Origin of the sequence: Prevotella sp., assembly GCF_036570325.1 — a bacterium.
Taxonomy (GTDB): Bacteria; Bacteroidota; Bacteroidia; order Bacteroidales; family Bacteroidaceae; genus Prevotella.
In genome coordinates this window covers 77,479-102,868 of the sequence record NZ_DATCYK010000014.1, presented here as the reverse complement: position 1 = coordinate 102,868, position 25,390 = coordinate 77,479, and the positions used below count along the sequence as shown (strand labels likewise).

The following is a 25,390-nucleotide window of genomic DNA, read 5'->3' as shown; positions in this document are numbered from 1 at the left end:
ATATCTTATACAAGAGCAACAATGAGCAGACGAATCTTTCTTATGATAACCCTATTTTGGCTTGCCACGGCGGTTCATGCCCAGCAGGGACTGCACATCAACGGTCTGTTGAGTGGCAAAATCATCAGCCAAGGCGAGATGGCTGCCATCGGTGGCGTGGAAGTGAGGGTGAGAGGCAGGGCTTTGAGCAAATATAATCTCAACTTTTACCACAGCTATCACTTCATGGCGACGGCCGGCCAAAAGGCAAAAGTAGACGAACTCATAACAAAAGACCGACTGAAAGCCATCAGCAGCGAGGTGACAACGAAAGGACGGGCCGTCACGACCATCCTTACCATGCCCGCCGAGGGGGCCAACAACCGCTTCATTTGTTACATTGTACGCCCCAAAGGCAAGGCTGCGGAGCTGACGGTGGTCTACATGGAAGGGCGGGTAAGGAATATTTCGGAACTTAGAAAATTGATAAAATAACTTTATAAAACAGCTACACTATGAGAATTTTACTACTCCTTATGGCGGCTACCATCAGCGGTCAGGCCTTGGCCAAGGACATTGCGCAGGGCGACACGGCGGTCATCGACAACCCTAAAAGGGTGACTATCATCACCAACGATTCGCTGCAATCTGTCTATGTGGAAGGTATGAATGGTCAGCCCGACTTCAAATGCAGCTATACCATGCGGCTGGGCGACGGTAATTTTACGAATGAAATGGCGCTCAATGACGAGACGTGGCTTTTTTCCATCGGTGGCATGAAGAAGAAAACGGCTAAATTGCCACGCTACGAGACTGCCATGACGTTTGCCGCAGGCTTCTGCGACGTATCAGGATTGCCCAACCGGGCGACCATCAGCCCGTTTAAGTCGTGGGAATTGTGGTGGATTATCGCCGATTGGCGCTATCGTCCCCATCGCAACCACCATGTGTTTTCCTATGGAATTGGCCTCGATTGGCGTAACTATCGCATGACGGACGAGCAACGCTTCGTTAAACAAGATGGTCAAGTGGTGATTGAGAATTACCCGGAGGGTACTGCGCCTAAATTCTCACGTATCAAAGTGTTCAGCATAACGATTCCTATACGCTATCATTACAGCGATGGCAAGCATTTAGGATTCAGCGTCGGACCGGTCATCAACCTCAATACGTACAGCAGTATCAAGACGCGTTACCGCCAAGATGGCAAGAAACATAAGGATGTGGATAAGAATCTGAAAGTCAATCCCTTTACAGTGGACTTCATGGCCACGGTAAATCTCCCCCACTCTCCTGACATTTACTTCAAATACAGCCCCTTTAACTTAATAAAGGATGGCCATGGCCCAAAATTCAAAACGCTGTCTTTCGGCCTCATATTCTGATATTCTATTTGGTGATTACGGCAAGAGAACAGCACGAAACCGCATGAAGTAAAAATAAAAAGGCTCAAATTGTCATGATGACAATTCGAGCCTTAACTTTTATATGTGCGATATTAACAAGTTCCACTCAGTGGACCTGCGTTTATTAATCAGCAACAAGAGTGAAGCGCTTGTAAGCGACAATCTCAAGACCTTGGCCTTTCAACCAATCCTTAACGGTTACTTTATCGCCTTCTGTGAACTGGAATTCCTGATCAACGAGGCAGTTCTCCTTGAAGAATTTAGCCAAACGACCATTAGCAATGTTATCAATCATAGCCTCATTAAGGCTTGCAGCCTTCTCAGCAGCTACGGTTTCCTTAATCTGCTTAGCCTTGTCAGCGTCTTCCTGAGTCAACCAGCCCTTCTTAACATTGCTCTCGATATGGTCCTCAGAGTCAACGTGAGCAGGATTGATACCGGCCTTCTTCAAAGCAGCGGCAACAGCCTTCTCTACCATTTCTTCCTTGGTCTTCTCCTTGGCAACCTTCAATTCCTCGTCCTTAACAGACTGGGGAACAGATGATTCGTCAAGAGCTACCGGCTTCATAGCGGCTACCTGCATGGCAATCTTGTGACCGGCTTCCTCGTTTTCTGCGTTGAACTGAACCATAGTAGCAAGAGTGTGCTTGCCCATGTGGTCGTAAACAGAAACGTTATCACCCTCGATGAAGTTGTAACCGTCAAGCTCCATCTTCTCACCGGTGATACCTGAACGCTGTGTAACGACAGCTTGTGCCTCTTCACCGTTAGCCAATTTCAAGGTCTTAACTTCGTCCAAAGACTTAGCTTTAGCAGCAACAGCGGCGTCAAGGATTTCTTGTGTCATCTGAATGAAGTCCTTACCGTTGGCAACGAAGTCAGTCTCGCACTTCACAGCAACCATGGCGGCGAAGCCATCAACTTTCTTTACGAGTACGCAACCATTGGAAGTTTCACGGTCAGAACGCTTTGCGGCGATAGCCAAGCCACGCTCACGAAGCAATTCCTTAGCCTTATCGAAGTCACCCTCAGCCTCTGTGAGAGCCTTCTTTACGTCTGCAAGACCAGCGCCGGTCATAGCACGGAGCTTCTTGATATCTTCAATTGAAATAGCCATAATATTGTTTTTCTTTTATAATGTTCAAAAAAAAGATAGGGACTTATACGATTGACAGGGTCTTACAGATCCTATCAAATCCTATAAGACCCTATGTATAGAATATTATTCTGCGGCAGGAGCCTCTTCAGCTTCTACCTCAGCGTCTTCTTCCTTACGAGCTTTATGGGCACGCTTTGGCTTTGCGTCAGCCACTTCTTCAGCCTGCTCGGCAGCAGCTTTCTCATCAGCCTTCTCAGCCTTACGCTCTTCCAAACCTTCAGCGATGGCACCGCAAACAGCAGAGAGGATTACCTCAACGCTATCCTTTGCGTCATCATTGGCGGGAATAACGAAGTCAATGTTCTTAGGTTCTGAGTTAGTATCAACAATACCGAACACTGGAATACCCAAACGGTTGGCCTCTTTCACGGCGATATGCTCTTTCATAACGTCAATTACGAAGAGAGCGCTCGGCAGACGAGTAAGGTCGGCGATAGAACCAAGGTTCTTCTCGAGCTTAGCACGCTGACGTGTCACCTGCAACAACTCACGCTTTGAAAGGTTAGCAAATGTACCGTCATTCATCAGTTTGTCGATGTTTGTCATTTTCTTTACTGCCTTACGAATGGTAGGGAAGTTGGTCAGCATACCACCGGCCCAACGTTCGTTCACGTATGGCATGTTAACTGAGGCAGCCTTATCGGCTACTACGTCCTTGGCCTGTTTTTTAGTAGCGACAAACAAAACCTTCTTTCCTGACTTGGCAATTTGCTTCAAAGCCTCTGCAGCCTCATCAATCTTGGCTACAGTCTTGTTCAAATCGATGATATGAATGCCGTTACGCTCCATAAAGATATAAGGAGCCATAGCGGGATTCCACTTGCGTTTGAGGTGACCAAAGTGGCAACCAGCCTGAAGTAATTGGTCAAAATTTGTTCTTGACATTTCTTTTTGTTTTTTAATTGTTTACTTTCCGTGTAAATTCTCTTAGAACCAGCTCGACAGTAATCTACGCTGTCATGGCATGAAAACCAACCATGACACATAAAGTCTGCCGGGTTTGGATGCTAAACGTGTAGTCCAGTGATTAACGCTTACTGAACTGGAAGCGACGACGAGCCTTGGGTTGACCCGGCTTCTTACGCTCAACAGCACGGCTGTCACGTGTAAGGAATCCGGCATCCTTCAACTGTTTCTTATCCTCAGCGTCCACCTTAACGAGTGCACGAGCAATAGCGAGACGCAATGCTTGGCTCTGACCGGTGAAACCACCGCCATCAAGGTTAGCCTTTATGTCATACTTGCCCTCAGCTTCAAGGAGCTGCAGTGGCTGCTTAACCACGTACTGCAGAATAGCTGATGGGAAAAATTCTGTCAAATCTTTCTTATTGATAGTGATCTTACCGGTACCTTCTGTCAGGTAAACACGAGCCACAGCGCTCTTACGGCGACCAATTGCGTTAATGATTTCCATCTTTATCCTTATTATTTATACTGGTTAATATCAATTGCCTTTGGCTTCTGAGCAGCCTTATCATGCTCTGTACCTTCGAAAACATAAAGATTGCTTATCAAGGTACGGCCCAGACGACCCTTCGGAAGCATACCTTTAACGGCATGACGAAGTATTTTATCAACGCCATCCTTGCGAGTGCGCAACTCAGCAGGTGTGTTAAAGCGCTGACCACCGGGATAACCAGTATAACGAGTGTAAACCTTATCAGTTTCTTTCTTGCCGGTGAATACCACCTTAGCGGCGTTGATAAGAATTACATTGTCTCCACAGTCTACGTTAGGTGTGAAGCTTGGTTTGTACTTTCCGCGAAGCAGCTTGGCTACTTTAGAGCAAAGACGACCAACAATCTGATCGCTGCAGTCGATTACGACCCACTCTTTCTTAGCTGTTTCCTTATTAACGGAAATAGTCTTGTAACTTAAAGTGTCCATCTTAAAAAATAATTTTACTACTAAAAAACTTGTTTGATACTTTCACGATAACAGAGACCTCGCGGCGCCTCCAGTCTAAAAGAGACCATCCACAGCATTCTCTCTGTTGCATTGGTTGATTCACTAACCGCTCTCCTCGGCCAAAAGAAGAGCTATTAACACAACCATGCTTATGGAAATTCTAAGAGTCTTTCCACAATCGGATTGCAAAGGTACATATTTTATTTAAAGGATAGAAGTTAATACAAGTACCGTATCGATATAATTAAAAACTATTAACAATATTATACATAATTAACTCTACCATCACTCCATACAAATGGAGAAATTAAATATAAGTGGTTAACAACAAGGCCATGGCAAAATTATAAAAAAAGCAAAAAGAATGGAGGAACAGAATAATATCATTATTTTTGCAAATACCTAATTTTTAAAACATAACTACAAACTAATCAACAGCAACAAGGAAGTGAATACTGCCCTCTTGTTGCTCATTTTTCAACACAGTATGAAGCATACAGTATTATTCGCGCTGACCTCATTGTCTTGTTTAGGCATGGGGGCGCAGAACAAGGAGGCCATCCGCCTCAACCAAGTGGGCCATTTTCCCCTTCAGGAAAAGTACGTTGTCGTAGACGGGAAACACACAACAGCAGAAATGACAGTCACTGATGACCAAGGCCGCGTTGTCGTCCAAAAAGCTCCCACACGCACAGTCGTATCGCCATGGTCAGGCAAGAAACGCACACTTTACGACTTATCCGAACTACAAAACACGGGATTATACACCGTAAAGGTCGACCGTCTGCAAGCCCCTCTCACCATTAACGACCGTCCTTTCCACTCTTTGGCCTTAGCGTCGCTACGCTCTTTCTACCTCATCAGGTCGGGAATCGACATCAGCAAAGAGCTTGGCGGTGTCTATGCACGTAAGGATGGCCATCCCGACACTAAGGTTTATATCCATCCCTCGGCCGTTTCGCCCGGCAGACCCGCCGAATCTGTCATCAGCTCCCCGTATGGTTGGTACGACGCCGGTGACTATAATAAATATGTAGTCAACTCTTCTTTCACGATAGGACTTATCCTTCAAGTCTATCAACAAATACCCCAATACTTCCAAAAGCTCAATACGAACATCCCAGAAAGCAACAATCAGACGCCGGACCTGCTCGATGAAATGATGTTTAACCTAAAATGGCTGCTCACCATGCAAGATCCGGCCGATGGTGGTGTATATCATAAGCTGACAACACCACAGTTTGAATCGTTCGTCATGCCCACCGAATGCCATCAAAAACGCTATGTGGTGGCCAAGAGCGTAACGGCTGCCCTCGACTTTGCGGCCGTCATGGCCATGAGCGCCCGCCTCTTCCAAGGCAACAAGGACTATCCGCAGTTCAGCGCACAAGCCCGTACTGCCGCACAAAAAGCCTATGCGTGGGCTCTCAAGAACCCTTCCGCCCTCTACCAACAAGCAAAGATGAACCTCAAGTTCACCCCTCAAGTGGCAACCGGAGAATATGGGGACAACAATGCGCAAGATGAGAAGTTCTGGGCAGCCACCGAACTCTATCTGCTTACGGGCAAAAAAACATACCGCAACGACGCTTTGGCCCTCTTCCCCGCCACGCTCGACGCACCGTCATGGGCCACCGTGGCCACATTAGGCCAACTCTCATGGCTTCAATCCAAAGACTCAGCGCTTAAAAAACGCACCCTTCAACAGCTCCAACGGTATTGCGACCAACTCATCAGCCAAGTGAGCACCTCTAATTTCCAAGCTCCTTACGGCGATAAGGCCACCGATTTCGGTTGGGGATGTTTGGGTGGAAGCTGCTGTACGCCCGGTATCCTCCTGCTTTTTGCCGACCGCTACGTGCAACCTTCGCACTATTTTAAATATGCTTTGCAAAATCTCGACTATCTCTTGGGCCGCAACGCCACCGGCTATTGCTACGTTACGGGCTTTGGAAATCAGCGTCCCATGCACCCGCATCACCGCATTTCCGCTGCCGATGGTATCACAGAACCTTTCCCCGGACTGCTTGTCGGAGGACCAAACCCCATGCAACAAGACAAAGCTTCCGACAATTTAGTCTATCCTTCCAACCATCCCGATGAGTCATATTTGGACGAACAGCCTTCGTATGCGTCCAATGAAATAGCCATCAATTGGAATGCGGCCCTCGTAGGACTGGCCTGCTGGATAGACGCCTCGGCCGCCCAATAGCGTTCTTTTTTGAGAAGCATAACATAATTATTTGACCCCTATTTATATTTTTAGTAACTTTGCTTTCTATAAAATCGATAGAAAGCAAAGTTATTTCTTTATATGGACACCCTCAATACGCAACAACGCATAGGCGAGTTAGACTTTCTAAAAGGCATACTCATCCTCCTTGTCATCAGTTTTCACTTGGTTTATATAGGTAATTCCTATCCTTATATAAAACAAATCGTCTATACTTTCCACATGCCGGGCTTCCTTTTAATCTCCGGTTACCTGATGAGCCTCCACCATAAGCCTAAAGATTTCCTCCGCACCACGGCATGGCTGGCCGTGCCTTACCTGCTTCTTGAGAGCGGTTACACCCTGATGGCAGCCCTACTGCCCATCCGCGACCACATCGACCGGCTCACTCCCGCCCTCTTTCTCGACAAACTGTTGCTCCATCCCTTAGGTCCTTATTGGTACTTACATACCCTTATCCTTTGCAGAGTTGTTTATTACTTCATTAACCACGCCTTTCCCAAGCACTCATACGTTAAACTCCTGCTCGTCGCCATGGTCTTTTTCGGCCTTGCCCTCTTGGGTTTGATGTCGTTCTCGTGTGCTTGTTACTTCTTGGCAGGGGCCATCTTACGGTGGCGAGGCCAACTTTTCACCGACTTTTTCCGCCCCTCTTTCGTGGCACTCATCGCCTTTGGTTTTCTCATTACTAAAGAATCTTTCCTCGATAAGTCCACCATCGGAGGCATACTCATCGTGTATTGCGCCCTCAGCAGCCTGCTTCTCCTCCACCGTTACCTGCCCGAGCGCATCCGTCGGCACACTTATTACTTGGGACGCAACTCCCTTTTGCTTTATCTTTTCTCACCCATATTCACCATTCTCTGCAAATTCATGCAACCGCTTTTTGCCTTCGACCCCACGGCACTTTTGTTTTGGATGGTCGCATTGGCCCTTTGCGTCGGCGGATCACTGCTGACGGGATGGATCATAGAGAAGATGCAACTCGGCCGTTTCATCTTCGGTAAGCAGAAAGTTATCGTTTAAAACGCTTTAAGAAATAGTTTATAAGCCCAAGAAATCAAGCCATTCGGGCGTATAAACCTTTGAACTGTCGGTCGAAACTACCTTTGCCGGATTGCCCGCAACCACGCAATAGGCCGGCACATCGTCCACTACGACGGCATTAGTGGCTACCACCGCCCCGTCACCGATGGTCACTTTGCCCACCACTTTGGCTCCCGGAAACAGCATTACGTTATCGCCGAGCGTTGGGCAGCCCGCTTTCGGCCCCGCATACACACGCCCCAACGTCACGCCGTGGTGAATGGAGCAATTCGTTCCTATCCTCACGCTGAGCGCCGACACGATTCCCGTGAAATGAAAGAAGCGCAATCCACCGCCCACATGCTCTGTTCCAATGTAGAATTGAATGCCTGTACGGTGCACGTTGCGCCGTTGCATCGCCCTGCAAAGGGCCAACAACAACCTCGAACCCACGTCCCGACGTCGCAAACAGTAGTTACCTAACCTGAACCAAAAGGTTATACAGAAGGAATCGTCACGAAATATACGCCTCACAAACTGCAACCTGCCCCGTAATCCGGGCTTCGGACGGGGCACGATACGCCGATAGTCCTCGGCTATCAACCTTTTACAATCATGAAAAGTCATTGTCATGAGAGCGATTTTATCAAGTGGTCATACATCACGAACGGCTCAAACAGCGGTTGCCATCCTAACGATCGCACCTTTGAAACGTCCAATCTCAACTTCGACGCGGGCGGATAAGGCGCCTCGGGGTCCACGTCTACCACCACCTTACTGCCCTTTCCGAAATGACTCACCATGTATTCGGCCATCTCACGGATAGAACAATAAGTATCGGGCGTGGCCACATTGTAGGTCTCGCCGTCACTTCCCAGCGCCAAAATCGTAAGGATGGCCGTCACCGCATCGAGCGTATAACAGTGGTCGCTGCACGTTTCGCCCGGGCTTTTCAGCACCAAGTCGGCGCCCGCCACTATGTTTCGGGCAAACTGAGTCGTCACTCTGCCATCGCTCTCCGGCACTCCCGGTCCGAACGTTTGGCATAAGCGCACCATCCTTACGGGCACTCCGTATTCCGAGAAATAAGCATAACATAGGTTCTCGGCCATCCGTTTGCCCTCCGAATAGCTGCTTCGGGCCGACCGAAGGTCGATATATCCGCCCTCTTCCTCACGTAGCGCGTGGTCATCAGCCGTCACCCGCCCGTAGGCTTCCATCGAAGAAAGATATACAAAGCCCTTTACCTTTTGCTCATTGGCCAACGCCAACAGACTGTCAGTACCCCCTACGATGGTGCGAATGGTCTCTACGGGATTGGAACAGAAGTAACCCGAGGTAGTGGGCGCAGCCAAATGAATGACGAAATCAAACGACCTGCCGCGCAATCCCTCCAAATGGGCCATGTCGCCTTCTACAAAACACAACTCGTCAGCTTCGCCAAAGAGCTGCCGGGCCTTTGCTTCGCTCCTCACCAAGGCCAATAGTTGCATGCCCATTTCTTGCCTTCGGTTCCATGCCAGCAAACAATGAATGAGCGCTTGGCCCAAAAGTCCCGTGCCACCCGTAATGAGCAGCGTCCTACCCGCTAAACGGGCGTCGGGCGTAAAGCGGTCGCAGAGCCACTCTATGTCGTCTTTCAGCACACTGTTCATCACAATCCGAAGATTTGTTGGTTCTCATGTACCTCTATCATAGCCCGCAAAACGAAGAAGTCAGTAGGCGTGGTAATCTTGATATTCTCCATCGGTCCCATCACCGTACCTATCTTGTAACCGTAATAACTCATCATGGTACACGAGTCGATGAAGTCGTGGCGCCCCTCGGCCAAGGCCTTCCTATGCGACGAAATGATGTCGGTCAGTCGGAAACTCTGCGGCGCCCGGGCTATGAAAGAGTGGTCACGGGTAGGTATTTCCAGCGTGTCGTCGGCCTGACGCACGATAAACGTTTCCGTGGCAGGCACACATGTAACACACGAACCACACTCCTCTACCTTCCGAATGTTATCAGTAATGGTTTCCTCGTGGATGAGTGGGCGCACGCCATCATGAATCAACACCGTCGTTTCCTGCCCGGCGGCGTACTCCTCGGCAGCGCACAGCCCCTTATAGATAGAGTCCTGACCGGTAGCCCCGCCCGGAACGATCCTCACCACCTTTGTTATTTCAAACTTATTGAGCTGCTTTTGCAGATAAGGAATCCAACTCTCGATACACGCTACCACGATAGCGTCTATCTCGGGATGGTTATCAAACAACTCCAGTGTGTAGATAATAATCGGTTTCCCGTTTAAATCGAGAAACTGTTTGGGCTTCGATTTCGTGTGCATTCGCAAACCGGAACCACCTGCAAAAATAACGGCAATGTTCATATTTGTTCGTTTTTTACAAAGACAGAGCCAACAACCACCATGCGATTTACTCACAAAAACCCGAGTGCCGCCTATCTTCTACAAAGATAGTGCAAGCGAGCGCCATGGGAGTTTACTCACAAATGGCCGAGGGCAGCCTATCTTCTACAAAGATAGTGCAAACCATTGGAAAGCCAAAACGAATGAATGTTTTATTTCAATACCAGCTACCGCCTTCTCCATTAACACACTTTAATACCCCTAAGCCCATCTTCCACGCGCGCACCCGCTACCCTTCATCGGCCTGCCAAGCATAAACCGTTCTTTAACCACTACTTTCCTACTCCCCCGGGCGCTATATATAATAAGGTGTAAAAGCCATTCTCGCCCTATGGCACGCCTTTTGCAAATCTTTCAAAGAGGCCCTTTCGCCACAGCACAGCCCTACGGCGGCGCCTCAAACCAAAGAAACATTTAACCAACACATCAACTACGAAAGGAAAAAAAGATATGGAAAAGAAAATAAGACAAGTCATAAAGACCGTTCGCGGACAGCGAACCACCGACGGGGCAGGCGTCAGTTTGGTGCGTGTTTTGGGCAATGATACGATGTACGATTTTGATCCCATCCTCATGCTCGACTCCTTTGACAGCACCGACCCACGTGATTTCAAGGCCGGTTTCCCCACCCATCCCCATCGGGGCATAGAAACCGTAACGTTCATGGCCGAGGGCAGCATTACCCATCGTGACAACTTAGGCAATAAAGAGACCGTGGGCAATGGCGAAGCGCAGTGGCTTACGGCCGGCTCGGGCGCCTTTCACTCCGAGTATTTGGCTGCCGACAAGCGCTTGTTGGGCCTTCAGATGTGGCTCAACATGCCACGCAAAGACAAGATGGCGCCCCCTTCTTACCACGGTATTCACAACGATAAGATACCCACGGTAACCTTTGAGGGCGGCCGTTTGCGGGTGCTCACCGGCTCGTTCCAAGGCCACGAGGGTTTCCAAAGCCCCCATCTGCCGCTCGATTACTACGATATAACGCTCCAACCCCATGCCCGATTGGCCTTCGACGTGGCCGATGATCGCTCCGTCATGGCCTTTACCCTGCAGGGCACGGCCGTTATTGGCGGCACAAAGGTAGGCGAGAAGACGGCCGCCAAGCTCGGCGAGGGCAACCATATCACCCTTGAGGCGGGCGAAAAGGGTGCCGAGGTGATGATTATGAGCTCACGCAAACTCGACGAACCCATAGCGTGGTACGGCCCCATTGTGATGAACAGCATGGGCGAAATCAAGCAAACCGTGCGCGAACTCAATGAGGGCACTTTCCTCAAGAGCAAGCTCGACTACCGCAACAAGTAGTCCCCGGCGTATCACTGCGCCACTCATCCCCCATACGAAAGGTATCTTCGGACGGTCCGAAGATACCTTTATTGTTTCCCCTTCGCCGCCCCTATCGCCTTACTCCTCAACAACCATTTTCCTACATCTACCCTTTCGCCTCGCCATAGCAGCCCTTTCATGCGGTCAAAGGCCCTCTATGACCGTGTCAAAGCTGCCTTTTTGTCACGTTAAAGGACTGCTTTCACGAAGCCAATGGCCGGTCCCTGCTCTGCCATAACGGCATATTCTTTACTAAATACCTATCTATCAACTACTTACATGCTTATTTTCTATTCCTCGAAAAGCACTTTACGAAGGAGCAGGAACAGAAAGTTTACCGCTTTCGCTTTGCGCTTTCTGCAAATAATACTATCTTTGCAACATAATCACCCATCATGTTCAGAATATATTTTGAGAAACTAAAGCTGGCTCTCCAAAAGCGAATCAAGTCGGCACAAACCCAAAAGAGTTATGCCACATGGAAGGCCAAAGGCTACGACAACAGCCCGTTGGTAACAGTAATATTCCAAACCCACAACAAGAGCGTGCAGATATGCCACCTCCTCGGCAAGCTGCGCAAATCGCCACTGAAGCCCGAGATTATCGTCATTGACGACGGTTCGTCGCTCGAACATACGCAACGGCTGGCCCAAGCGCTCACGGGCGCCAACGAGTTTCTGCTCCGTTGCAACGATCTTTACGAGAACATAACCTACGATAAGACCATCCGCATGGCCAACGGGCGCTACATTGCCCTGCTCCAAGACGACGATGATTTCGCCGATACCCGATGGATGGATGAGGCGCTGGCCCTCTTCCGTCGCCATGAAGACATGGCCATATTGGGCGGTAATTGGAAAGTGGACTTGGAGTTTCTGCCCGACACCCGGCAGCGACGGGGCACCCGCATTACCGAAGGTCCGCAATCGTTTTGCTTCGCGCCATCGGTTAACCGGGCACCCATGTGGATCAACAAGGAGCTTTTCACCACTAAGCTCCATCATATCGACTTTAATTTCGCCCCGTTCCAGTACGATGACGATGAACTTTGCCTGCGGGCATGGCTCGAGGGCTGCAGCGTAGGCTGGTACGACGCCCGTTTCAGCTCGCTCGCCGCCGGCGGTATGCGCCTATGGAACAATGGTTTCTCGGCCGAGCAGGCCCGTAAGAACGGCCATTTGCTTTACACCATGTACGCCCATCGCATGGAAGAGATAACCCGACTCGTAAGCCTCCGCAACCAAAAGCTCAACGAATAACCTCGTTTTATGTCAACGCTCAAGGAAAAAGCAGCCCACGGTTTGTTCTGGGGAGCGGTGAGTAACCTGCTCACTCAGCTCATAAGCGCCGTCATAGGGTTCTACTTAGGCCGCATACTTGTGCCGTCCGAATACGGCTTGGTGGCCATGTTGGCCATCTTCTCGGCCGTGGCCGGCGTGCTGCAAGAGAGCGGATTTACCGCCGCCTTGACCAATCTGAAGGAGGTAACCCACCGCGATTACAACGCCGTTTTTTGGTTTAGCACCCTCATGAGCTGCACGCTTTACGCCGTATTGTTCTTCTGTGCGCCGCTCATAGCCGACTTTTACGGGCAGCCAAAGCTCGTAGGACTGTCGCGATTGGTATTCGCCTCCTTCGTCATGGCAGGCATAGGAACGGCCCATGCGGCCTACATGTTCCGCAACATGATGAACAAAGGCAAGGCCATCATTGGCTCCGTAGCCTCTGTTACCTCCGGACTTACGGGCCTGTACTTGGCCTACAACGGCTATTCTTACTGGAGTTTGGCGTGGCAACAGTTTGTTTTTATCACCGTGACCAATATCGGTCGGCTTTATTATGTGAAGTGGCGACCCGATTTCCACATTGATTTCACGCCCATACGCAGCATGTTCGGCTTCAGCAGTTCTATCATGCTGACCTCGCTTATCACGCAAGTAAACAACAATATCTTATCAATCATCTTCGGAAAGATATTCTCCACCAAGTCATTGGGCAACTTTACGCAGGCTTTTAAGTGGGACTCAATGGCTTATACCTTTGTTTCGGGCACGATAAATCAGGTGGCCCAGCCCGTACTTTCGTCAATCAACGGGCAGGAAGAGCGCCAATTGCAAGTCTTCCGCAAGATGTTGCGCTTCACGGCGTTCCTCTCTTTCCCCGCCATGTTCGGCCTCTCGCTCGTCTCACGTGAGTTTATTCTCCTCACGGTACGGGGCAATTGGGTCGACAGTATTCCCCTTTTGCGCGTTCTCTGCATAAGTGGCGCCTTCTTACCGTTCTTTACTCTCTATCAAAACATGGCTATCAGCCGAGGTCGTTCCGACATTAACATGTGGGCAACGGTGGGCCTTATCGTGCTCCAATTGGGCCTTTTCATTACTTTCCGCCACTATAGTATCCTGCATTTGGTAATACTCTACTCGGTCATCAATATTTTATGGGTGGGTGTTTGGCAAACCATAGCCCGCCGACTGATACGCTTCGGCCACATGGCTTTCCTGAAGGACATACTACCTTTCATGCTTACGGCGGCCTTGGCCTGCGCTGTGGCCTACTTCCTAACGCTCTCCGTCACCACGCTTTGGCTCGTCTTATCGCTCCGCATCGTCATCGTGGCGGCGATATACTTAGGTATCATGAAGCTGGCCCATGCCCAAATATTGGAGGAGTGCATAGCTTTTGCAAGGCGCAAAAAGTAAGGCGACAAACATTTTTCTTGTTTATCGCCCTACGGTTTGTACGAGTTTGCGCTGATAAAATACGGCCGTCAGCGGGAAAAGAAGTGCCCTTAGCATGTTTTGAGGGTCGCGGCCGACGGTATGAAAGAGCTTTCGGCGGTGTCGAAAGCAAAACGCTTGAAACATGATAAAGTTAAGAATACCCCGCCTTGTTTGGTATTCCATCATCCTTACGGCCAGCCTATGCGACATAGTTTCGGCCGGCAAACGCCGTAAAAGTTCCAGCCAGCGCAGGTAAAAGTCGTTGCCCCGCCGCTTTACCTCCCCGTAATGGCGCAGGCACCACGCTATCATACGCAGTCCGTTGCCCACGGTGGGCAGGCTATCGGCATGAGATGAATAGGTCGAAGCCTTGCGATAGCGCCGTTGGTTCACCAATTTATCATTCAGATACACCACTCTTTCGTACACGGCGGCCACCTCCGAGAGTATCATGTCGTAGTAGTTGTGGCTGAATATGGCGCAATCCATTGGCAATAAGCCCAATAGTTCACGGCGAAAGAGCATGGTATGGCCCGCTATTTCCGCACAATAGAGCATTCGGAGCGGAGAGATATTGGGCCGTCGTGGGTCATCATGAACGAAAGAACCATCCTCCGAGAAGGGCACCGTTCGACCGGCGCACAGCAGATTATCACCTATGGCGGCCAATTGGCGGGCGAGTTTGTCGGTTTCCCATAGGTCGTCTTGGTCGCAAATGGCGATATAGTCGCCCCGGGAGCGCTCCATGGCCGAGTAAAAATTGGCATTCACGCCCAAGGGAGTGGCGTTACGAAAGACCCGAATCACGGGAAAGCGACGGGCATAGTCGTTGAGTATATCCATCGTAGCGTCGGTAGAACCGTCGTCTTGTATGATAATCTCATCGGCAGGACGGGTTTGTGCCAGCACCGTATCTATCTGTCGGGCCACAAACGCTGCCCCGTTATAGGTGCAGAGCACCACGGAAACCGTTACATTGCTCATCGCTTACGAATTAGTTTTTGGATGGTGGGCAGGTCGACCCTCGCTTCCATGTTGAAATAAACCTTCTCATGATGTGATTGGCGCTGCTCTTCGGGGGGCAATTGCATGTAATCTCCGAAGAAATGACGCAAGTAATCGTCGTATCGTAAAGGCAGATCGACCGACAAACCCTCGAACGTGAAGGGCGTCACTCCTACGATCCACTCCTTCGGGTAAACCTCTTTGGCATGGTAAACGCCGCTGTAGGTAACTACGTTGATGGCCTCCTCAAAGCCGTGGCGATAGCAAATGGCGTCCATCTTACGGAGCAAATGACGCCTGTAAGCCCCCCGGGCAAAGAAGCCGATGGTCTTACGGACAAAGCGTCCCCACTCGTGTGGGCGGGTCAAGAGCGCCATGTAGTCGGTAAAACGATAGCGAGTGGAGATGGCCTCCATACGGTTTTGTATCTTCTCAAACCTGCGTTTAAGGCGCAAGGCCTCATCCATGTCGTCGGCAGTGCCGTCTAATGGGAAGATGTCGATGAACATTCCATAGACGCAAGGCGTATCGGCACGCTCCATAATGGTCGTGTCGCGGCGGCATAACTTCGAAAAGTACATGAAATAATTGGGCGTATTATAAGGTGTGCACAGCTCATATACACCCAAATCACGCTGTGCGCACAATTTCAAAAAGCGGTCATAATCGGGACGGGGCATGAAAACATCGATGTCATCGTCCCACGGTATGAAGCCCTGATGGCGGATGGCGCCGATTGCAGTGCCCCCCGCACAGTAATAAGTCAGGTCATTGGCCTTGCAAATGGTAATGAATTGTTGAAAAATATCAAGCAAAACAGCATTCCATCGTGGCTGTAACTCCGGCGTTAAGATCATCATAAGCAAGCTATATATAGGCCACAAAGTTACTATTTTTTATCCTCCTTCTGAAAAATCACTGCTTTTTTATTTCCCACATGGGCTTTTTTCCTATCTTTGTAAGAGTAATCATTGCTCACAATATGACCCGACTTGCCTTTTTGATTTCGGCCCATACCGACCCGCAACAGCTTTGCCGATTGGTAAAGAGCTTGCCCGAGACAGCCCAATTCTTTATACATGTCGACGCGAAAAGCGACATCAAACCCTTTCAATCCTTGTTGGCCGATTGCTCGCGGGCCCATTTCGTGGCGCCGAGAGTCGACGTGATGTGGGGCAGTATAGGTGTGGTCGATAGTCAGATGGCCATGATTCATGCGACGCTCAACGCCGGTCAACCCTTTGATTACCTTATTTCGATGAGCGGACTCGACTATCCTTTATGGCCAAACGAGCGTATATTGGAGTTTTTCAGCCAAGCTCCGGGGCGCGAATACCTGCATGGCGTGTGCATGGAAAACCAAGAAGAGGCTCGTTTTCTCTACACCCAACACCGTCCATTCAACCATAAATCGTGGCGATATGGCACGTTAAAGAGCAAATTCAGGGTGGCTTTGCGCAAGATTATCTACGCTTTGGGCATACGGAAGGCCCTCCGTTTCAAGGCCATGGGTAAGGAATACAAACTTTACAAGGGTTCTATGTGGTGGGCCATCACGCCCGATTTGGCCCAAAAAGCTTATGAAACATGGCACGATAACGCAGAATATACCCGCTATTTTCATGATTCGTTCGCCCCGGACGAGACGTTTATCCACACCATTGTGTTCAATTCATCGTATGCGGAGCGCAGTTTGGGTGAGATAGAGCGCTTTACCAAGCTCGAGGAAGTGACGCCATTGACGTTCATTGACTACACTCACGACATTAAAATCTTTGATGAAACCGACTTTGAACTACTCCTTGGGTCGGGTAAAATGTTCTTCCGAAAAGCCATTACGGGCAAGAGCGACCGGCTCTTAGACCGTATCGACGAGATTCGCAAGGCTTAGTGGGCCAACAGATGGGTGGCGATGAGCCGCAAGTTATGGCCATAGAGCACCACCATCAGCACCCCTACAAGCAGTCGGGTGCCTATAAGCATGCGCCCAAGGGTAAGGTTTTGCCCGGCGCCCTGCCCCATTCTACGCAATAAGTAACCCATGGCTATCGGGATAAAGAACAGCCAATGGGCGCCCATAATGTAGACTTCTTTCAGCGCAAAGCCCGGTATGAAGTGAAGAAACAGTGTAAAAGCCATCCAAGAGGCACTCATCCGCATGAATGTATCACGCCATCCAAGCGCCAATCCGGCCACCGTCAGCAGCAATATCACACCTATTATTATATAACTCCACAGCGATGAGTAAGCCACGATGACCGGTCGACCTTTTAATTGGTCCTCAAGCAGGTGGTCATCGTGCAATAATACCGACTCGCCAACGAAGTTTTCGACGAACGAAGCCATGCGAGAAGTGGATGTATCGAGCCATCTCGAGAGGTTGAACACGTCATACGAGTGGGCCGTTCCTTGTTTTTGAGCGGGCGAAAGCTGTGCTTTGGCGGCGTTGTTTGCCTTTTCTTTCTGAGCTAAAGCCCGTTGTTGCCGCTCCATTCGTGGCTTTACGATATGTTCTTGTTGGTAAATACAAAGGCCAAACATCAACAATGTGGGCACCACAAAGACCAACAAGAGATTGCGCCATGCGAAAACCTTTCGCCCGTTACAAGCCCATTGGGCCAAGAAAGTGTACACGCCGTTGCTCAAAGTGGTACCGGCCGTGAGCAGATAGAGCACCGCCGTCGGTGCCAAAGTCAACGGGCGACGCTCCTGCAATCGGCTTCCGGCCACGTACAAGGTCAACAGCAAGAGGAACATTGACAAGCAAAAGTGGTCGGGAACGATGATGGCAAGCACGATATAGCCGAAAGAAAAGAAGAAAGAAGCCAACAACCACGCGTCGAAAGCGGGCAACTGAACGAGCCGCCGCAGTATTCTGAACAGGAATATATAGGCATAAAACGCCAGCAAAGTGTGGATGACGGCGACGGTAAAGATAGCAAAATTGACGTCGGTGCTCATCATCAACCAATGATTCAGTCGAGCCCAAGGATACCAAAGATAAGCTAACAGCGGGTGACGGTACACTGCGTAATACACATCCCAGCGTGATAACGTGAGATAAATGTAAGGATCGAAGCCCGAAAGATTGAACTTCGACATGAAAACCGACCAAAACCCGAGGTTTCCTCCTCGTGTATAACGCTCGAAATGATAAGCTAACATAAGGCCTTGGCTGAACAACAGCATGACCATTACGGGCAAAGAGCACAGCAACTCCTGCTTCGTGACACCGAATAAAGCCGTTTTCTTTATCTTTTCCATCCTATTCCTACCGCCTTTTAGATAAAGTATTTCACGATAATAGTCCCATTGTAAGCCACCAAATACACCGTAAGGAACAGCAAAACACAGCGCAACAGCGTGGCCACAGCTTCCTTTTTAAGCGTCGTTAGCAGGCTTCCGATGGCGATAGGTATCACGAATATCCAGCCCGAACTCATGATATAAACCTCGTTTAAGGCGAAACCTAACACGAAATGCAGCAAAACATCGAAGAGGAAACAGCCCAACATCATCCTCACAAACCGATTCTTGCGCCCTCGACATAGGCCAACGACGAACAAGATAACCACTACCGACTCTATCAGATAGTTGACAAAAGTGTTGTATTTTACGAAAACGGGGCGGTTATGGCTCGCGTCCTGCAGCGCATAATCGCAGTGAAGCTGTATCGACTCGCCAAAAACATTCTCCACCAAACTGGCCCATCGGGGCGTCGAAAGCGTAATCCACTTGGCTATCTCGCCATCGCCCAAGTCCTTGGAATTGAGCTTTGCCTGCGTCTTTCGCCCGCCCTCACGGGTTTTCTTCACCCTTTCGGGATCCTTCTTCTCCAAGTTTCGCTCTATCCTTTGTATGTCCCGGGCCTGCGGAATCTCAAAACAAGCGTGGTTGAACTGCCAAATAGCGACCAATAAAGCCAACGGCAACACTACTATCAGCAAGGTCTGACGAAGCCGAAACAGCCTTTTGCCCTTCACGAAGAGGGCACACAGATAGGTCTTAACAATGTTTGAAAGCGATATACCGCCCGTAAGAAAGGCCAGCAAACCCAACTTCCATGCCGCCACATCGCCATTGTCACGCAATGCCCGCCCACAAACATAGAGCGTAAAGAGCAACAAGAACATCGAAATAGCGAAATGATCGGGCACCATACAAGCCAATGCCACATGGCCGAAAGAGAAATATAAGGCTACGAGCAATCTACTGTCAACCGGTCGCAAGCCCAAAAGCTCACGCAAGATCCTAAACAAGAACACGCCCGAATATACCGTTGAAAAGAGCAACACGCCCCCCATGAGCACCACGGCACAGTTATGTCCCGTCACCGCCATGAGCCCTTGATTCAACCAATACAGCGGATAAAGAAGCGAAAAGAACAGCGGATGGCGCATAGTATCGAAGTGAATGCGCAGTCCCGACACCGTAATCCACGACCAACAGTCATATCCCGACACCTCAAAAGCCTTTCGGAAGATGGTCCAAAACCCACCATGAGCGCCTAAGAAATAAGCATGGGTATGCTGACTGATAAGCAATGACTGTAATCCGACAAAGAATAACAGCACCAATAATACCAATCCACACTCCTCGCGTCGGATTTTGAAGATATGAAATATAGACATGTTCACGATTTACATCAGCAGATAGCCTTGTAACAGCCACCCATTATATACCAATAAGCCCAATGCCAACAAGGCGACAAGACCACGACAAACTCCTCTCAACGCCTTTCCACGCAAGAGGAAAGCCATCGACAGCGGCAAGAAAAATATCCAATGGCCCGCCATGATATACACTTCGGATATGCCGAAGCCCAACCACAAATGGAGCACAAGGTCGCTTCCGAGGAACGACAGCAGCAATCCCATGAACCGCTCACGGCGTCCTTGCCACACGCCGGCTAAGCTAAGAACCAACAATACACCTATTATTATATAGGGCACAGCCGAAGAATAAGTCACGATTTCGGGCCTATCACGCAGCACGTCGCCCAAAAGCCACGCCTTATGAAACACCACCGACTCGCCAATAAAGTTCTCTACAAAAGCCTCTCCCCTATCGGTTGATTTGTTGGTCCAGCTCAATAAGCCCGTATTTTTAAAGGGAATACCCGTCTTTCCATGGTTTCGGCGATATTGTTCGTGCGCTTCGCGGCGCAATTCCTTGCGCAACTGCTTCTCCACCAATTGCGAATCACGCACCGAAATGGTGTCCCAAATGGCACTGCGAAGCTGCTCTTTATGCGTCGCCCGGGCCTTATCGGCCAATAACTTTCGGGCTTCCACCCGCGGAAGTTCGAACCATCCGTACTCCGCCATGGCTATTCCGCCCAACAACAGCGTAGGCACAATAACCGCACCCAATAGATAGCGGGGCCTGAAAAAGCGCTTTCCATTTACGAACAAGGCCGCTAAAAACGTTTTCAAACCATTGTTCAGCGACACGCCCGCCGTGAAAACGAAGAGCCAAACGGTCTCCCCGACGCCCATCTGCCTACCCTCTTTCATCAGCTTACCGCTCCTCCAAAGGGTCAGCAGCAGCAACATCATCGACAAACAGAAGTGATCGGGCACGCAAATCGTCAGCATAACGTAGCCAAACGACATGAAAAGCAGCGTCAGCAAATTGCTATCCAAGGCCGTCAACCCAAGCACTTCACGCAGCAATCTTCGCAAAAACACAAGCGCATAGAAGCCACTCAAGCCGTTGAGAGCACCCATCAGAAACATGCAAACATTACTTCCCACCAGCCACCGCAGGCCTTCGTTCACCCAATACATAGGATATAAGAAGAAAGCTATCAACGGATGGCGGTATATATCATAGGCGGGAAACCACCGTGTAAGTATTTCGTAGCTCCAAGCGTCGAACCCCGACACTTGAAAATGGGCTATCAACTGTTGATGAATGTCGTCCGTCACACCACCGAAGCGCATAAAACCATAGCGCACACCTAAGAACTGAAGGGCCGCCACATAGACTATCGCCACCACGGCAGGCCACCATTCTTCATTCGTTAACCGAAATATATTGAGAATTTTCTTCATTAGGAAGGTTTATTTGCCTGCAAAAATACGAAAAAAAACTACGATAACGCCACTTTCACCCGCTTTCGTCATAGCCTCGAAAGCTATCCGCCACTAAATACGAGTGCCATCACCGCCCTTTCCCTCATGACTTTTTACGAAATCATCTGCCCCTCGTAACGCAAAGAACCGAAAGAAATACTTATCGCTAAATACTTCTTTCGGTTCTTCATTTTCACCAATCAATAAGATGATCGGTCATGTTTTATTTTACTTTTCGGCTATAGGACGAACAGCAAAAGCACTCGACCGACCACTATGATATAGAGGATTTATTAGCGATTCGGTAAAACGCAGGGCACAACCTTCTTTATTTTCATAAGGAATAGCTGCCCAATAACGACCTTCTTCATCCTGTTCACGCAGATAAGAGATACTATAATCACGATAACCTGTCGCAGGGAAATAAATAGACTCGCCACTTCCAACACCTGTTTTAAAGTGCCATCCCTTATCCCAAGAGCCACTTACTTTCCAATCTGCCGGAAGTTTGGCTTCTGTTCCTGTAAGAGTAAAGCCTGTAAAAGCATTGCTTGGAGGCATTTTAAAGCCGACAGGAGATGGATCATAAATAGTCTTTACTACATTATTATCGTTAAAACTCTCCGCAGTATTATTGATTGACCACAAGTTTGTATATGACGTTTTATAAGCATCATGAGGGAAACCCGAGGCATAATAGAACGTTCCCGGATTTTGAATAAGTGTACTTATTTCTTGTAACCCTTGGCCTGATTTAACAGAATAGGCACCTGCCTCATACCTATCTGCGGGGAAAGGATCCTTTCGGCCAAACTGATAGAGCGTAGAAGAAACACTTTTCTCCCCTCCGGGTTTTTGTGAAATAGTGATAGTAGCCTCCTTCTTTACACCATTATTGGCTATAGTCTGTGCTATCTTTACACGAACTTCACGAACCTGCTTATAGTCAGTTCCTTTCCATTTAAGATAAGAGAAACCAACTGTTTCTTTAGTAAAGTTATAAGTTTTGCCCTCTTTGTTCTTTACAGCAATAACATCAAGCGCTTCTTTTTTCGCAAACCACAAATGCCAAGACCACATAATAACCCCTTGAGAGTTCTTTACTACAATGACAGCATTACCACTTCTAATTTTCTCTTTAGAGATATGGAAGTTCATAAAGAAGCCATTTATAGAAGGATTTTCTACAATACCTCTTTCTTCTTCCCATAAAACCTCTGCCTTTGTAGCAAGGTTATCTGAATTCTGTGTATCAATATAAGCATATCGAATATCTTTACCTTCATGGTCTTTGAAGTTCTGTAAGACATTAGCTCCATGTACATCTGTTTTGAAAGCCTCATAATTCGGTCTGCCATCCTTGATTGCATTGCCGTAGACAAGTGGGATACGATAATACCCCGGAGCAGAGATAAGATAGCAATTGGCTGTATTTTGCACATCTTCTGCTCCTGTAACATTAGACAAATTATAGTAATTACCTGCATTTCCTTTAGAATCTGCCCCCTGCAAATCTTTATTATATCTATCTAAGTAGTCAACTATGCCGGGGCTAAGCATAGCTTTTCCCTTTTCTGCTGCGACACCTCCATCACCTTTCATAGCACTAAGAGAAGTGAGCCATTGGGGCTTTTCATCCATAGAAAAGGTATTATCGTTATTATTATCATAACCTACGACCTCCCACGCGACAGGCTCTTGCTTACCATCTACCATACGATAACTCTGTACAGAATAATCTCCGGTAGAAGTAGCTTCGTACTCTGCAAGTGTAGGTCCTGTCACAGTAAGTTCATATTGCCATGAAGATTTCTTCTCCGAAAGGGCATAAGTCTTCGTTGTTCCTGCTTCCCATGAACCTGAAAGTTTAGTTTTGACAGTTGTATTATCCGAGAAATAGATATAAACACTTACACCCTTAAGGTCTTGAGGCACCATATAGAATACTCCATTGTCGTTATTCTCGCCTATGATAACCTGATTTACGTCAGTTGAAGTACTTACATTCAAGTCTGATAGAGCAAAAGTTGTCGGAGTTTCCTGCTCACTCCACTCTGCATTATTGCCATTCTTGCCCGAAGCAAGTGTATAACGGCCCTCACTTTTCGCACCTCTAATCTCTACTTTCTTTATCGTTTTGTTGTAAGAAAGGTTCTGACCAACCTTAAAGCGCACGGCTGTGAGCGCATGACGGAACTTCAAATCCACAGCCGAAGCTGTATTCGTACCATCGTAATGCACCACATCCGAACAAGCAGTCATAAGGTCTTTCTGATTCTTCACATCCTTCTCTACTTGGAAATCTACGTAAGGGGTAGACTTATAATCATGGTTCGAGAGTTTAATTTTCTCATTACCAAACGCTGCATGAGGTGAGATACCATAAAAACGAGCGTAAGGTTGCTCCTTATCCCAATAGATAGAAGTTACCAACTGACCATTAGCCTTGGTCTCATTATTATGAAACCATGGGTCTTTATTAATGTTTTCAACTTCTTCTGCACTCTTACCATTATACCCAATGGCGCTAAACTTATCTTTAATTTCGGTGGCCACATTCGCACGTGTTTGGTTACTTTCGTCACGCTTTACGGGAACTACACCGGCCACAGTGGTCTCGATAAGGCATGCCTCGGTACCATCGGAGCTCACGGCGGGCAGCGTTTGGTGAACAAGGTCCTCGGGAGTAAGGCCTTGGGGCAACAATAATTTGGCGAAAGAGGCCCGCGTCATATAAGCGGAAGCGGCCGTGGCGGCGTCCTCACTCTGCGCATCGATAATGTTAAAGCGCACGAGCGCACCCTTATTCTCTTTGGTTTCGGGGCGTACCAAGTCGTCGTCGGCACACGAAACAAACGTAAGTCCGGCAAGACAAGCGCTGACATACGCTATTTTGCAGGCACTCTGACTAAAAAAGTCCTTTATTTTCATCATGTAGTTATTACTTTAAAAGAAATCATTTTATGAAATATGACTCTCTATTTTGACCTTTGCGAAAAACTTAAAACGTAGGTTAATCCTTGTTGGAACTCCAAAGCTTGCTCTGCATACTGAGCGCTTCGTGGGCCTCTTCCAGCATTAAATCGGTATCATTATTATCGTCTCGGGAATTCTCTACGCTGGGATTAAATCCTACATTAGCGCTTCCTGCAAGCAAAGAGTGCTCGAGCTCAAGGGCTACTACATGAGTAGTGGGCTTTACATAGGCCCGCTTCTTGGGTTCATTTACTGTCATAAGTTTTGAGTTAAGTTAATTAATATTTTATCATAAGCCCGTTGTGCCGCTATCGTCCGAGCCTAAAAAGAGCGCCCGGGCCTTAAAGTCAATCACCATTGATGAGCATAACAAGGGGCTGCAAAGGTCGAAATAAAATTTGAATTACGCAATAGTTTTGTTCTAAAAACCATATAATATCATAGTATTTTCGGTTTTTTAAACTCTAAAAATAGACTTGAGTTTTCTCTAAAAACATGCTTTTTACTACGTAAAACGTAACAATAATGGCCCCAAAAGCCCATTTCCTCGATTTAAAAGCGTATCTTTGACACGCAGAAAAAGGCGCTCCGCCAGCCGCTCGTAGGCCCTTTGGCGGCGCCCACTGCCCACTTTTATTCATCAACAAGTTAAAAATATGAGCACAACCAAGGACAAAACGAAACTCTTATTTATATGTTTGGGCAACATTTGCAGGTCGCCCGCGGCCCACGCCGTTATGCAACAGATGGTCGATAACGCAGGCCTGACCGACCAATTCCTCATCGACTCGGCCGGCATAGGTGGCTGGCACGTAGGCCAACTGCCCGATAAGCGCATGCGACAGCACGGCGCACGCCGGGGATATAGCGTGGACCACAAGGCCCGACAGTTCACGGCGGCACACGATTTTTCACGCTTTGACCGCATCATCGTGATGGATGAGGAGAACTACAGCGCCATAACGGCGAAGGCAACGACCGAGAACGACGCGGCTAAAGTAGTGCGCATGGCCGATTATTTCAGCCGACACGATAGGCCCAATGTGCCCGACCCATATTATGGCGGGGCAGAAGATTTCGAGTTGGCGCTCGACTTGATAGAGGACGGATGTGAGGGATTGCTCCGCCATTTTCTCCATAAATAACCCTTTCAAAA

Annotated in this window: 23 protein-coding genes; 9 read left to right on the top strand and 14 right to left on the bottom strand. The window is 48.6% G+C overall.

The window, feature by feature from the left end; translation table 11 throughout:
• The first annotated feature begins 21 nt into the window (after window positions 1-21).
• Window positions 22-474 carry a DUF6108 family protein gene (locus VIR50_RS01340; RefSeq protein WP_331933348.1) on the top strand — a complete coding sequence of 151 codons (453 nt, stop codon included), beginning with the start codon at window positions 22-24 and terminating at the stop codon, window positions 472-474.
• Window positions 475-494: 20 nt separating this feature from the next.
• Window positions 495-1,364 (top strand): hypothetical protein, encoded by an 870-nt coding sequence (locus tag VIR50_RS01335; protein WP_331933347.1) that lies wholly within the window; start codon window positions 495-497, stop codon window positions 1,362-1,364.
• Between the two features lie 145 nt (window positions 1,365-1,509).
• Here VIR50_RS01335 and tsf read toward each other — a convergent pair whose 3' ends face one another.
• The 4 genes from tsf to rplM form a co-directional block, all read right to left on the bottom strand.
• Window positions 1,510-2,502, bottom strand: a complete 993-nt coding sequence (tsf, locus tag VIR50_RS01330) for a translation elongation factor Ts (protein ID WP_331933346.1) — start codon at window positions 2,500-2,502, stop codon at window positions 1,510-1,512.
• 105 nt (window positions 2,503-2,607) lie between these two features.
• Window positions 2,608-3,429 (bottom strand): 30S ribosomal protein S2, encoded by an 822-nt coding sequence (rpsB, locus tag VIR50_RS01325; RefSeq protein ID WP_331933345.1) that lies wholly within the window; start codon window positions 3,427-3,429, stop codon window positions 2,608-2,610.
• Window positions 3,430-3,571: 142 nt separating this feature from the next.
• On the bottom strand, window positions 3,572-3,958 hold the full coding sequence (rpsI, locus tag VIR50_RS01320; protein WP_331933344.1) for a 30S ribosomal protein S9: 387 nt from the start codon (window positions 3,956-3,958) through the stop codon (window positions 3,572-3,574).
• An 11-nt stretch (window positions 3,959-3,969) separates the two neighbouring features.
• Complete coding sequence (rplM, locus tag VIR50_RS01315; protein WP_331933343.1) at window positions 3,970-4,431, bottom strand: 50S ribosomal protein L13; 462 nt, start codon at window positions 4,429-4,431, stop codon at window positions 3,970-3,972.
• 508 nt (window positions 4,432-4,939) lie between these two features.
• Between rplM and VIR50_RS01310 the strand changes: the two genes are divergently transcribed.
• Together VIR50_RS01310 and VIR50_RS01305 are read left to right on the top strand one after the other, a co-directional pair.
• Window positions 4,940-6,664 carry a glycoside hydrolase family 9 protein gene (locus tag VIR50_RS01310; RefSeq protein ID WP_331933342.1) on the top strand — a complete coding sequence of 575 codons (1,725 nt, stop codon included), beginning with the start codon at window positions 4,940-4,942 and terminating at the stop codon, window positions 6,662-6,664.
• A gap of 102 nt (window positions 6,665-6,766) precedes the next feature.
• On the top strand, window positions 6,767-7,711 hold the full coding sequence (locus VIR50_RS01305; protein WP_331933341.1) for an acyltransferase family protein: 945 nt from the start codon (window positions 6,767-6,769) through the stop codon (window positions 7,709-7,711).
• An 18-nt stretch (window positions 7,712-7,729) separates the two neighbouring features.
• On the opposite strand, the gene VIR50_RS01300 is transcribed toward VIR50_RS01305, so the two are convergent.
• The 3 genes from VIR50_RS01300 to VIR50_RS01290 are packed head-to-tail and all read right to left on the bottom strand — an operon-like array spanning window position 7,730 to window position 10,085.
• Window positions 7,730-8,344, bottom strand: coding sequence for a serine O-acetyltransferase (locus VIR50_RS01300; protein WP_331933340.1), 615 nt, complete (start codon window positions 8,342-8,344; stop codon window positions 7,730-7,732).
• Window positions 8,341-9,366: an NAD-dependent epimerase/dehydratase family protein gene (locus tag VIR50_RS01295; RefSeq protein ID WP_331933358.1), complete on the bottom strand. Its 1,026-nt coding sequence runs from the start codon at window positions 9,364-9,366 to the stop codon at window positions 8,341-8,343. The genes VIR50_RS01300 and VIR50_RS01295 overlap by 4 nt, the downstream gene beginning before the upstream one ends.
• A complete protein-coding gene (locus VIR50_RS01290; RefSeq protein WP_331933339.1) occupies window positions 9,366-10,085 on the bottom strand; it encodes an IspD/TarI family cytidylyltransferase in 720 nt (239 codons plus the stop codon). Before VIR50_RS01290 ends, VIR50_RS01295 begins: the two co-directional genes overlap by 1 nt.
• Window positions 10,086-10,574: 489 nt before the next feature.
• Here VIR50_RS01290 and VIR50_RS01285 point away from each other — a divergent pair, with 489 nt between their 5' ends.
• The 3 genes from VIR50_RS01285 (at window position 10,575) to VIR50_RS01275 (ending at window position 14,155) form a co-directional block, all read left to right on the top strand.
• Window positions 10,575-11,432 (top strand): pirin family protein, encoded by an 858-nt coding sequence (locus VIR50_RS01285; RefSeq protein WP_331933338.1) that lies wholly within the window; start codon window positions 10,575-10,577, stop codon window positions 11,430-11,432.
• A gap of 416 nt (window positions 11,433-11,848) precedes the next feature.
• The gene (locus VIR50_RS01280; protein WP_331933337.1) at window positions 11,849-12,712 is read left to right on the top strand and encodes a glycosyltransferase family A protein; all 864 of its coding nucleotides are present in this window, start codon (window positions 11,849-11,851) and stop codon (window positions 12,710-12,712) included.
• Between the two features lie 9 nt (window positions 12,713-12,721).
• Window positions 12,722-14,155, top strand: coding sequence for a lipopolysaccharide biosynthesis protein (locus VIR50_RS01275; protein WP_331933336.1), 1,434 nt, complete (start codon window positions 12,722-12,724; stop codon window positions 14,153-14,155).
• A gap of 21 nt (window positions 14,156-14,176) precedes the next feature.
• Here VIR50_RS01275 and VIR50_RS01270 read toward each other — a convergent pair whose 3' ends face one another.
• Complete coding sequence (locus VIR50_RS01270) at window positions 14,177-15,160, bottom strand: glycosyltransferase (protein WP_331933335.1); 984 nt, start codon at window positions 15,158-15,160, stop codon at window positions 14,177-14,179.
• Complete coding sequence (locus VIR50_RS01265) at window positions 15,157-16,041, bottom strand: LicD family protein (RefSeq protein WP_331933334.1); 885 nt, start codon at window positions 16,039-16,041, stop codon at window positions 15,157-15,159. The genes VIR50_RS01270 and VIR50_RS01265 overlap by 4 nt, the downstream gene beginning before the upstream one ends.
• 122 nt (window positions 16,042-16,163) lie before the next feature.
• On the opposite strand from VIR50_RS01265, the gene VIR50_RS01260 reads away from it, so the two are divergent.
• Entirely contained in the window at window positions 16,164-17,072 is a 909-nt protein-coding gene (locus VIR50_RS01260) for a beta-1,6-N-acetylglucosaminyltransferase (RefSeq protein WP_331933333.1), read from the top strand.
• On the opposite strand, the gene VIR50_RS01255 is transcribed toward VIR50_RS01260, so the two are convergent.
• The 5 genes from VIR50_RS01255 to VIR50_RS01235 all read right to left on the bottom strand — a co-directional run bounded on the left by VIR50_RS01255 (window position 17,069) and on the right by VIR50_RS01235 (window position 24,493).
• Window positions 17,069-18,445: a DUF6080 domain-containing protein gene (locus VIR50_RS01255; RefSeq protein ID WP_331933332.1), complete on the bottom strand. Its 1,377-nt coding sequence runs from the start codon at window positions 18,443-18,445 to the stop codon at window positions 17,069-17,071. The genes VIR50_RS01260 and VIR50_RS01255 overlap by 4 nt on opposite strands.
• Window positions 18,446-18,462: 17 nt before the next feature.
• Complete coding sequence (locus tag VIR50_RS01250) at window positions 18,463-19,812, bottom strand: DUF6080 domain-containing protein (RefSeq protein WP_331933331.1); 1,350 nt, start codon at window positions 19,810-19,812, stop codon at window positions 18,463-18,465.
• A 9-nt stretch (window positions 19,813-19,821) separates the two neighbouring features.
• Complete coding sequence (locus VIR50_RS01245) at window positions 19,822-21,237, bottom strand: DUF6080 domain-containing protein (RefSeq protein ID WP_331933330.1); 1,416 nt, start codon at window positions 21,235-21,237, stop codon at window positions 19,822-19,824.
• A 249-nt stretch (window positions 21,238-21,486) separates the two neighbouring features.
• The gene (locus VIR50_RS01240; protein ID WP_331933329.1) at window positions 21,487-24,192 is read right to left on the bottom strand and encodes a fimbrillin family protein; all 2,706 of its coding nucleotides are present in this window, start codon (window positions 24,190-24,192) and stop codon (window positions 21,487-21,489) included.
• Window positions 24,193-24,271: 79 nt separating this feature from the next.
• On the bottom strand, window positions 24,272-24,493 hold the full coding sequence (locus VIR50_RS01235) for a hypothetical protein (RefSeq protein ID WP_331933328.1): 222 nt from the start codon (window positions 24,491-24,493) through the stop codon (window positions 24,272-24,274).
• 397 nt (window positions 24,494-24,890) lie between these two features.
• Between VIR50_RS01235 and VIR50_RS01230 the strand changes: the two genes are divergently transcribed.
• Window positions 24,891-25,379, top strand: a complete 489-nt coding sequence (locus VIR50_RS01230) for a low molecular weight protein-tyrosine-phosphatase (RefSeq protein ID WP_331933327.1) — start codon at window positions 24,891-24,893, stop codon at window positions 25,377-25,379.
• Window positions 25,380-25,390: the final 11 nt, after the last annotated feature.

What these genes read in the sequence shown, in the direction of transcription:
- VIR50_RS01340 (WP_331933348.1), top strand. Translation starts at nt 22, where the DNA reads ATGAGCAGACGAATCTTTCTTATGATAACCCTATTTTGGCTTGCCACG.
- VIR50_RS01335 (WP_331933347.1), top strand. Translation starts at nt 495, where the DNA reads ATGAGAATTTTACTACTCCTTATGGCGGCTACCATCAGCGGTCAGGCC.
- tsf (WP_331933346.1), bottom strand. Translation starts at nt 2,502, where the DNA reads ATGGCTATTTCAATTGAAGATATCAAGAAGCTCCGTGCTATGACCGGC.
- rpsB (WP_331933345.1), bottom strand. Translation starts at nt 3,429, where the DNA reads ATGTCAAGAACAAATTTTGACCAATTACTTCAGGCTGGTTGCCACTTT.
- rpsI (WP_331933344.1), bottom strand. Translation starts at nt 3,958, where the DNA reads ATGGAAATCATTAACGCAATTGGTCGCCGTAAGAGCGCTGTGGCTCGT.
- rplM (WP_331933343.1), bottom strand. Translation starts at nt 4,431, where the DNA reads ATGGACACTTTAAGTTACAAGACTATTTCCGTTAATAAGGAAACAGCT.
- VIR50_RS01310 (WP_331933342.1), top strand. Translation starts at nt 4,940, where the DNA reads ATGAAGCATACAGTATTATTCGCGCTGACCTCATTGTCTTGTTTAGGC.
- VIR50_RS01305 (WP_331933341.1), top strand. Translation starts at nt 6,767, where the DNA reads ATGGACACCCTCAATACGCAACAACGCATAGGCGAGTTAGACTTTCTA.
- VIR50_RS01300 (WP_331933340.1), bottom strand. Translation starts at nt 8,344, where the DNA reads ATGACAATGACTTTTCATGATTGTAAAAGGTTGATAGCCGAGGACTAT.
- VIR50_RS01295 (WP_331933358.1), bottom strand. Translation starts at nt 9,366, where the DNA reads ATGAACAGTGTGCTGAAAGACGACATAGAGTGGCTCTGCGACCGCTTT.
- VIR50_RS01290 (WP_331933339.1), bottom strand. Translation starts at nt 10,085, where the DNA reads ATGAACATTGCCGTTATTTTTGCAGGTGGTTCCGGTTTGCGAATGCAC.
- VIR50_RS01285 (WP_331933338.1), top strand. Translation starts at nt 10,575, where the DNA reads ATGGAAAAGAAAATAAGACAAGTCATAAAGACCGTTCGCGGACAGCGA.
- VIR50_RS01280 (WP_331933337.1), top strand. Translation starts at nt 11,849, where the DNA reads ATGTTCAGAATATATTTTGAGAAACTAAAGCTGGCTCTCCAAAAGCGA.
- VIR50_RS01275 (WP_331933336.1), top strand. Translation starts at nt 12,722, where the DNA reads ATGTCAACGCTCAAGGAAAAAGCAGCCCACGGTTTGTTCTGGGGAGCG.
- VIR50_RS01270 (WP_331933335.1), bottom strand. Translation starts at nt 15,160, where the DNA reads ATGAGCAATGTAACGGTTTCCGTGGTGCTCTGCACCTATAACGGGGCA.
- VIR50_RS01265 (WP_331933334.1), bottom strand. Translation starts at nt 16,041, where the DNA reads ATGATGATCTTAACGCCGGAGTTACAGCCACGATGGAATGCTGTTTTG.
- VIR50_RS01260 (WP_331933333.1), top strand. Translation starts at nt 16,164, where the DNA reads ATGACCCGACTTGCCTTTTTGATTTCGGCCCATACCGACCCGCAACAG.
- VIR50_RS01255 (WP_331933332.1), bottom strand. Translation starts at nt 18,445, where the DNA reads ATGGAAAAGATAAAGAAAACGGCTTTATTCGGTGTCACGAAGCAGGAG.
- VIR50_RS01250 (WP_331933331.1), bottom strand. Translation starts at nt 19,812, where the DNA reads ATGTCTATATTTCATATCTTCAAAATCCGACGCGAGGAGTGTGGATTG.
- VIR50_RS01245 (WP_331933330.1), bottom strand. Translation starts at nt 21,237, where the DNA reads ATGAAGAAAATTCTCAATATATTTCGGTTAACGAATGAAGAATGGTGG.
- VIR50_RS01240 (WP_331933329.1), bottom strand. Translation starts at nt 24,192, where the DNA reads ATGATGAAAATAAAGGACTTTTTTAGTCAGAGTGCCTGCAAAATAGCG.
- VIR50_RS01235 (WP_331933328.1), bottom strand. Translation starts at nt 24,493, where the DNA reads ATGACAGTAAATGAACCCAAGAAGCGGGCCTATGTAAAGCCCACTACT.
- VIR50_RS01230 (WP_331933327.1), top strand. Translation starts at nt 24,891, where the DNA reads ATGAGCACAACCAAGGACAAAACGAAACTCTTATTTATATGTTTGGGC.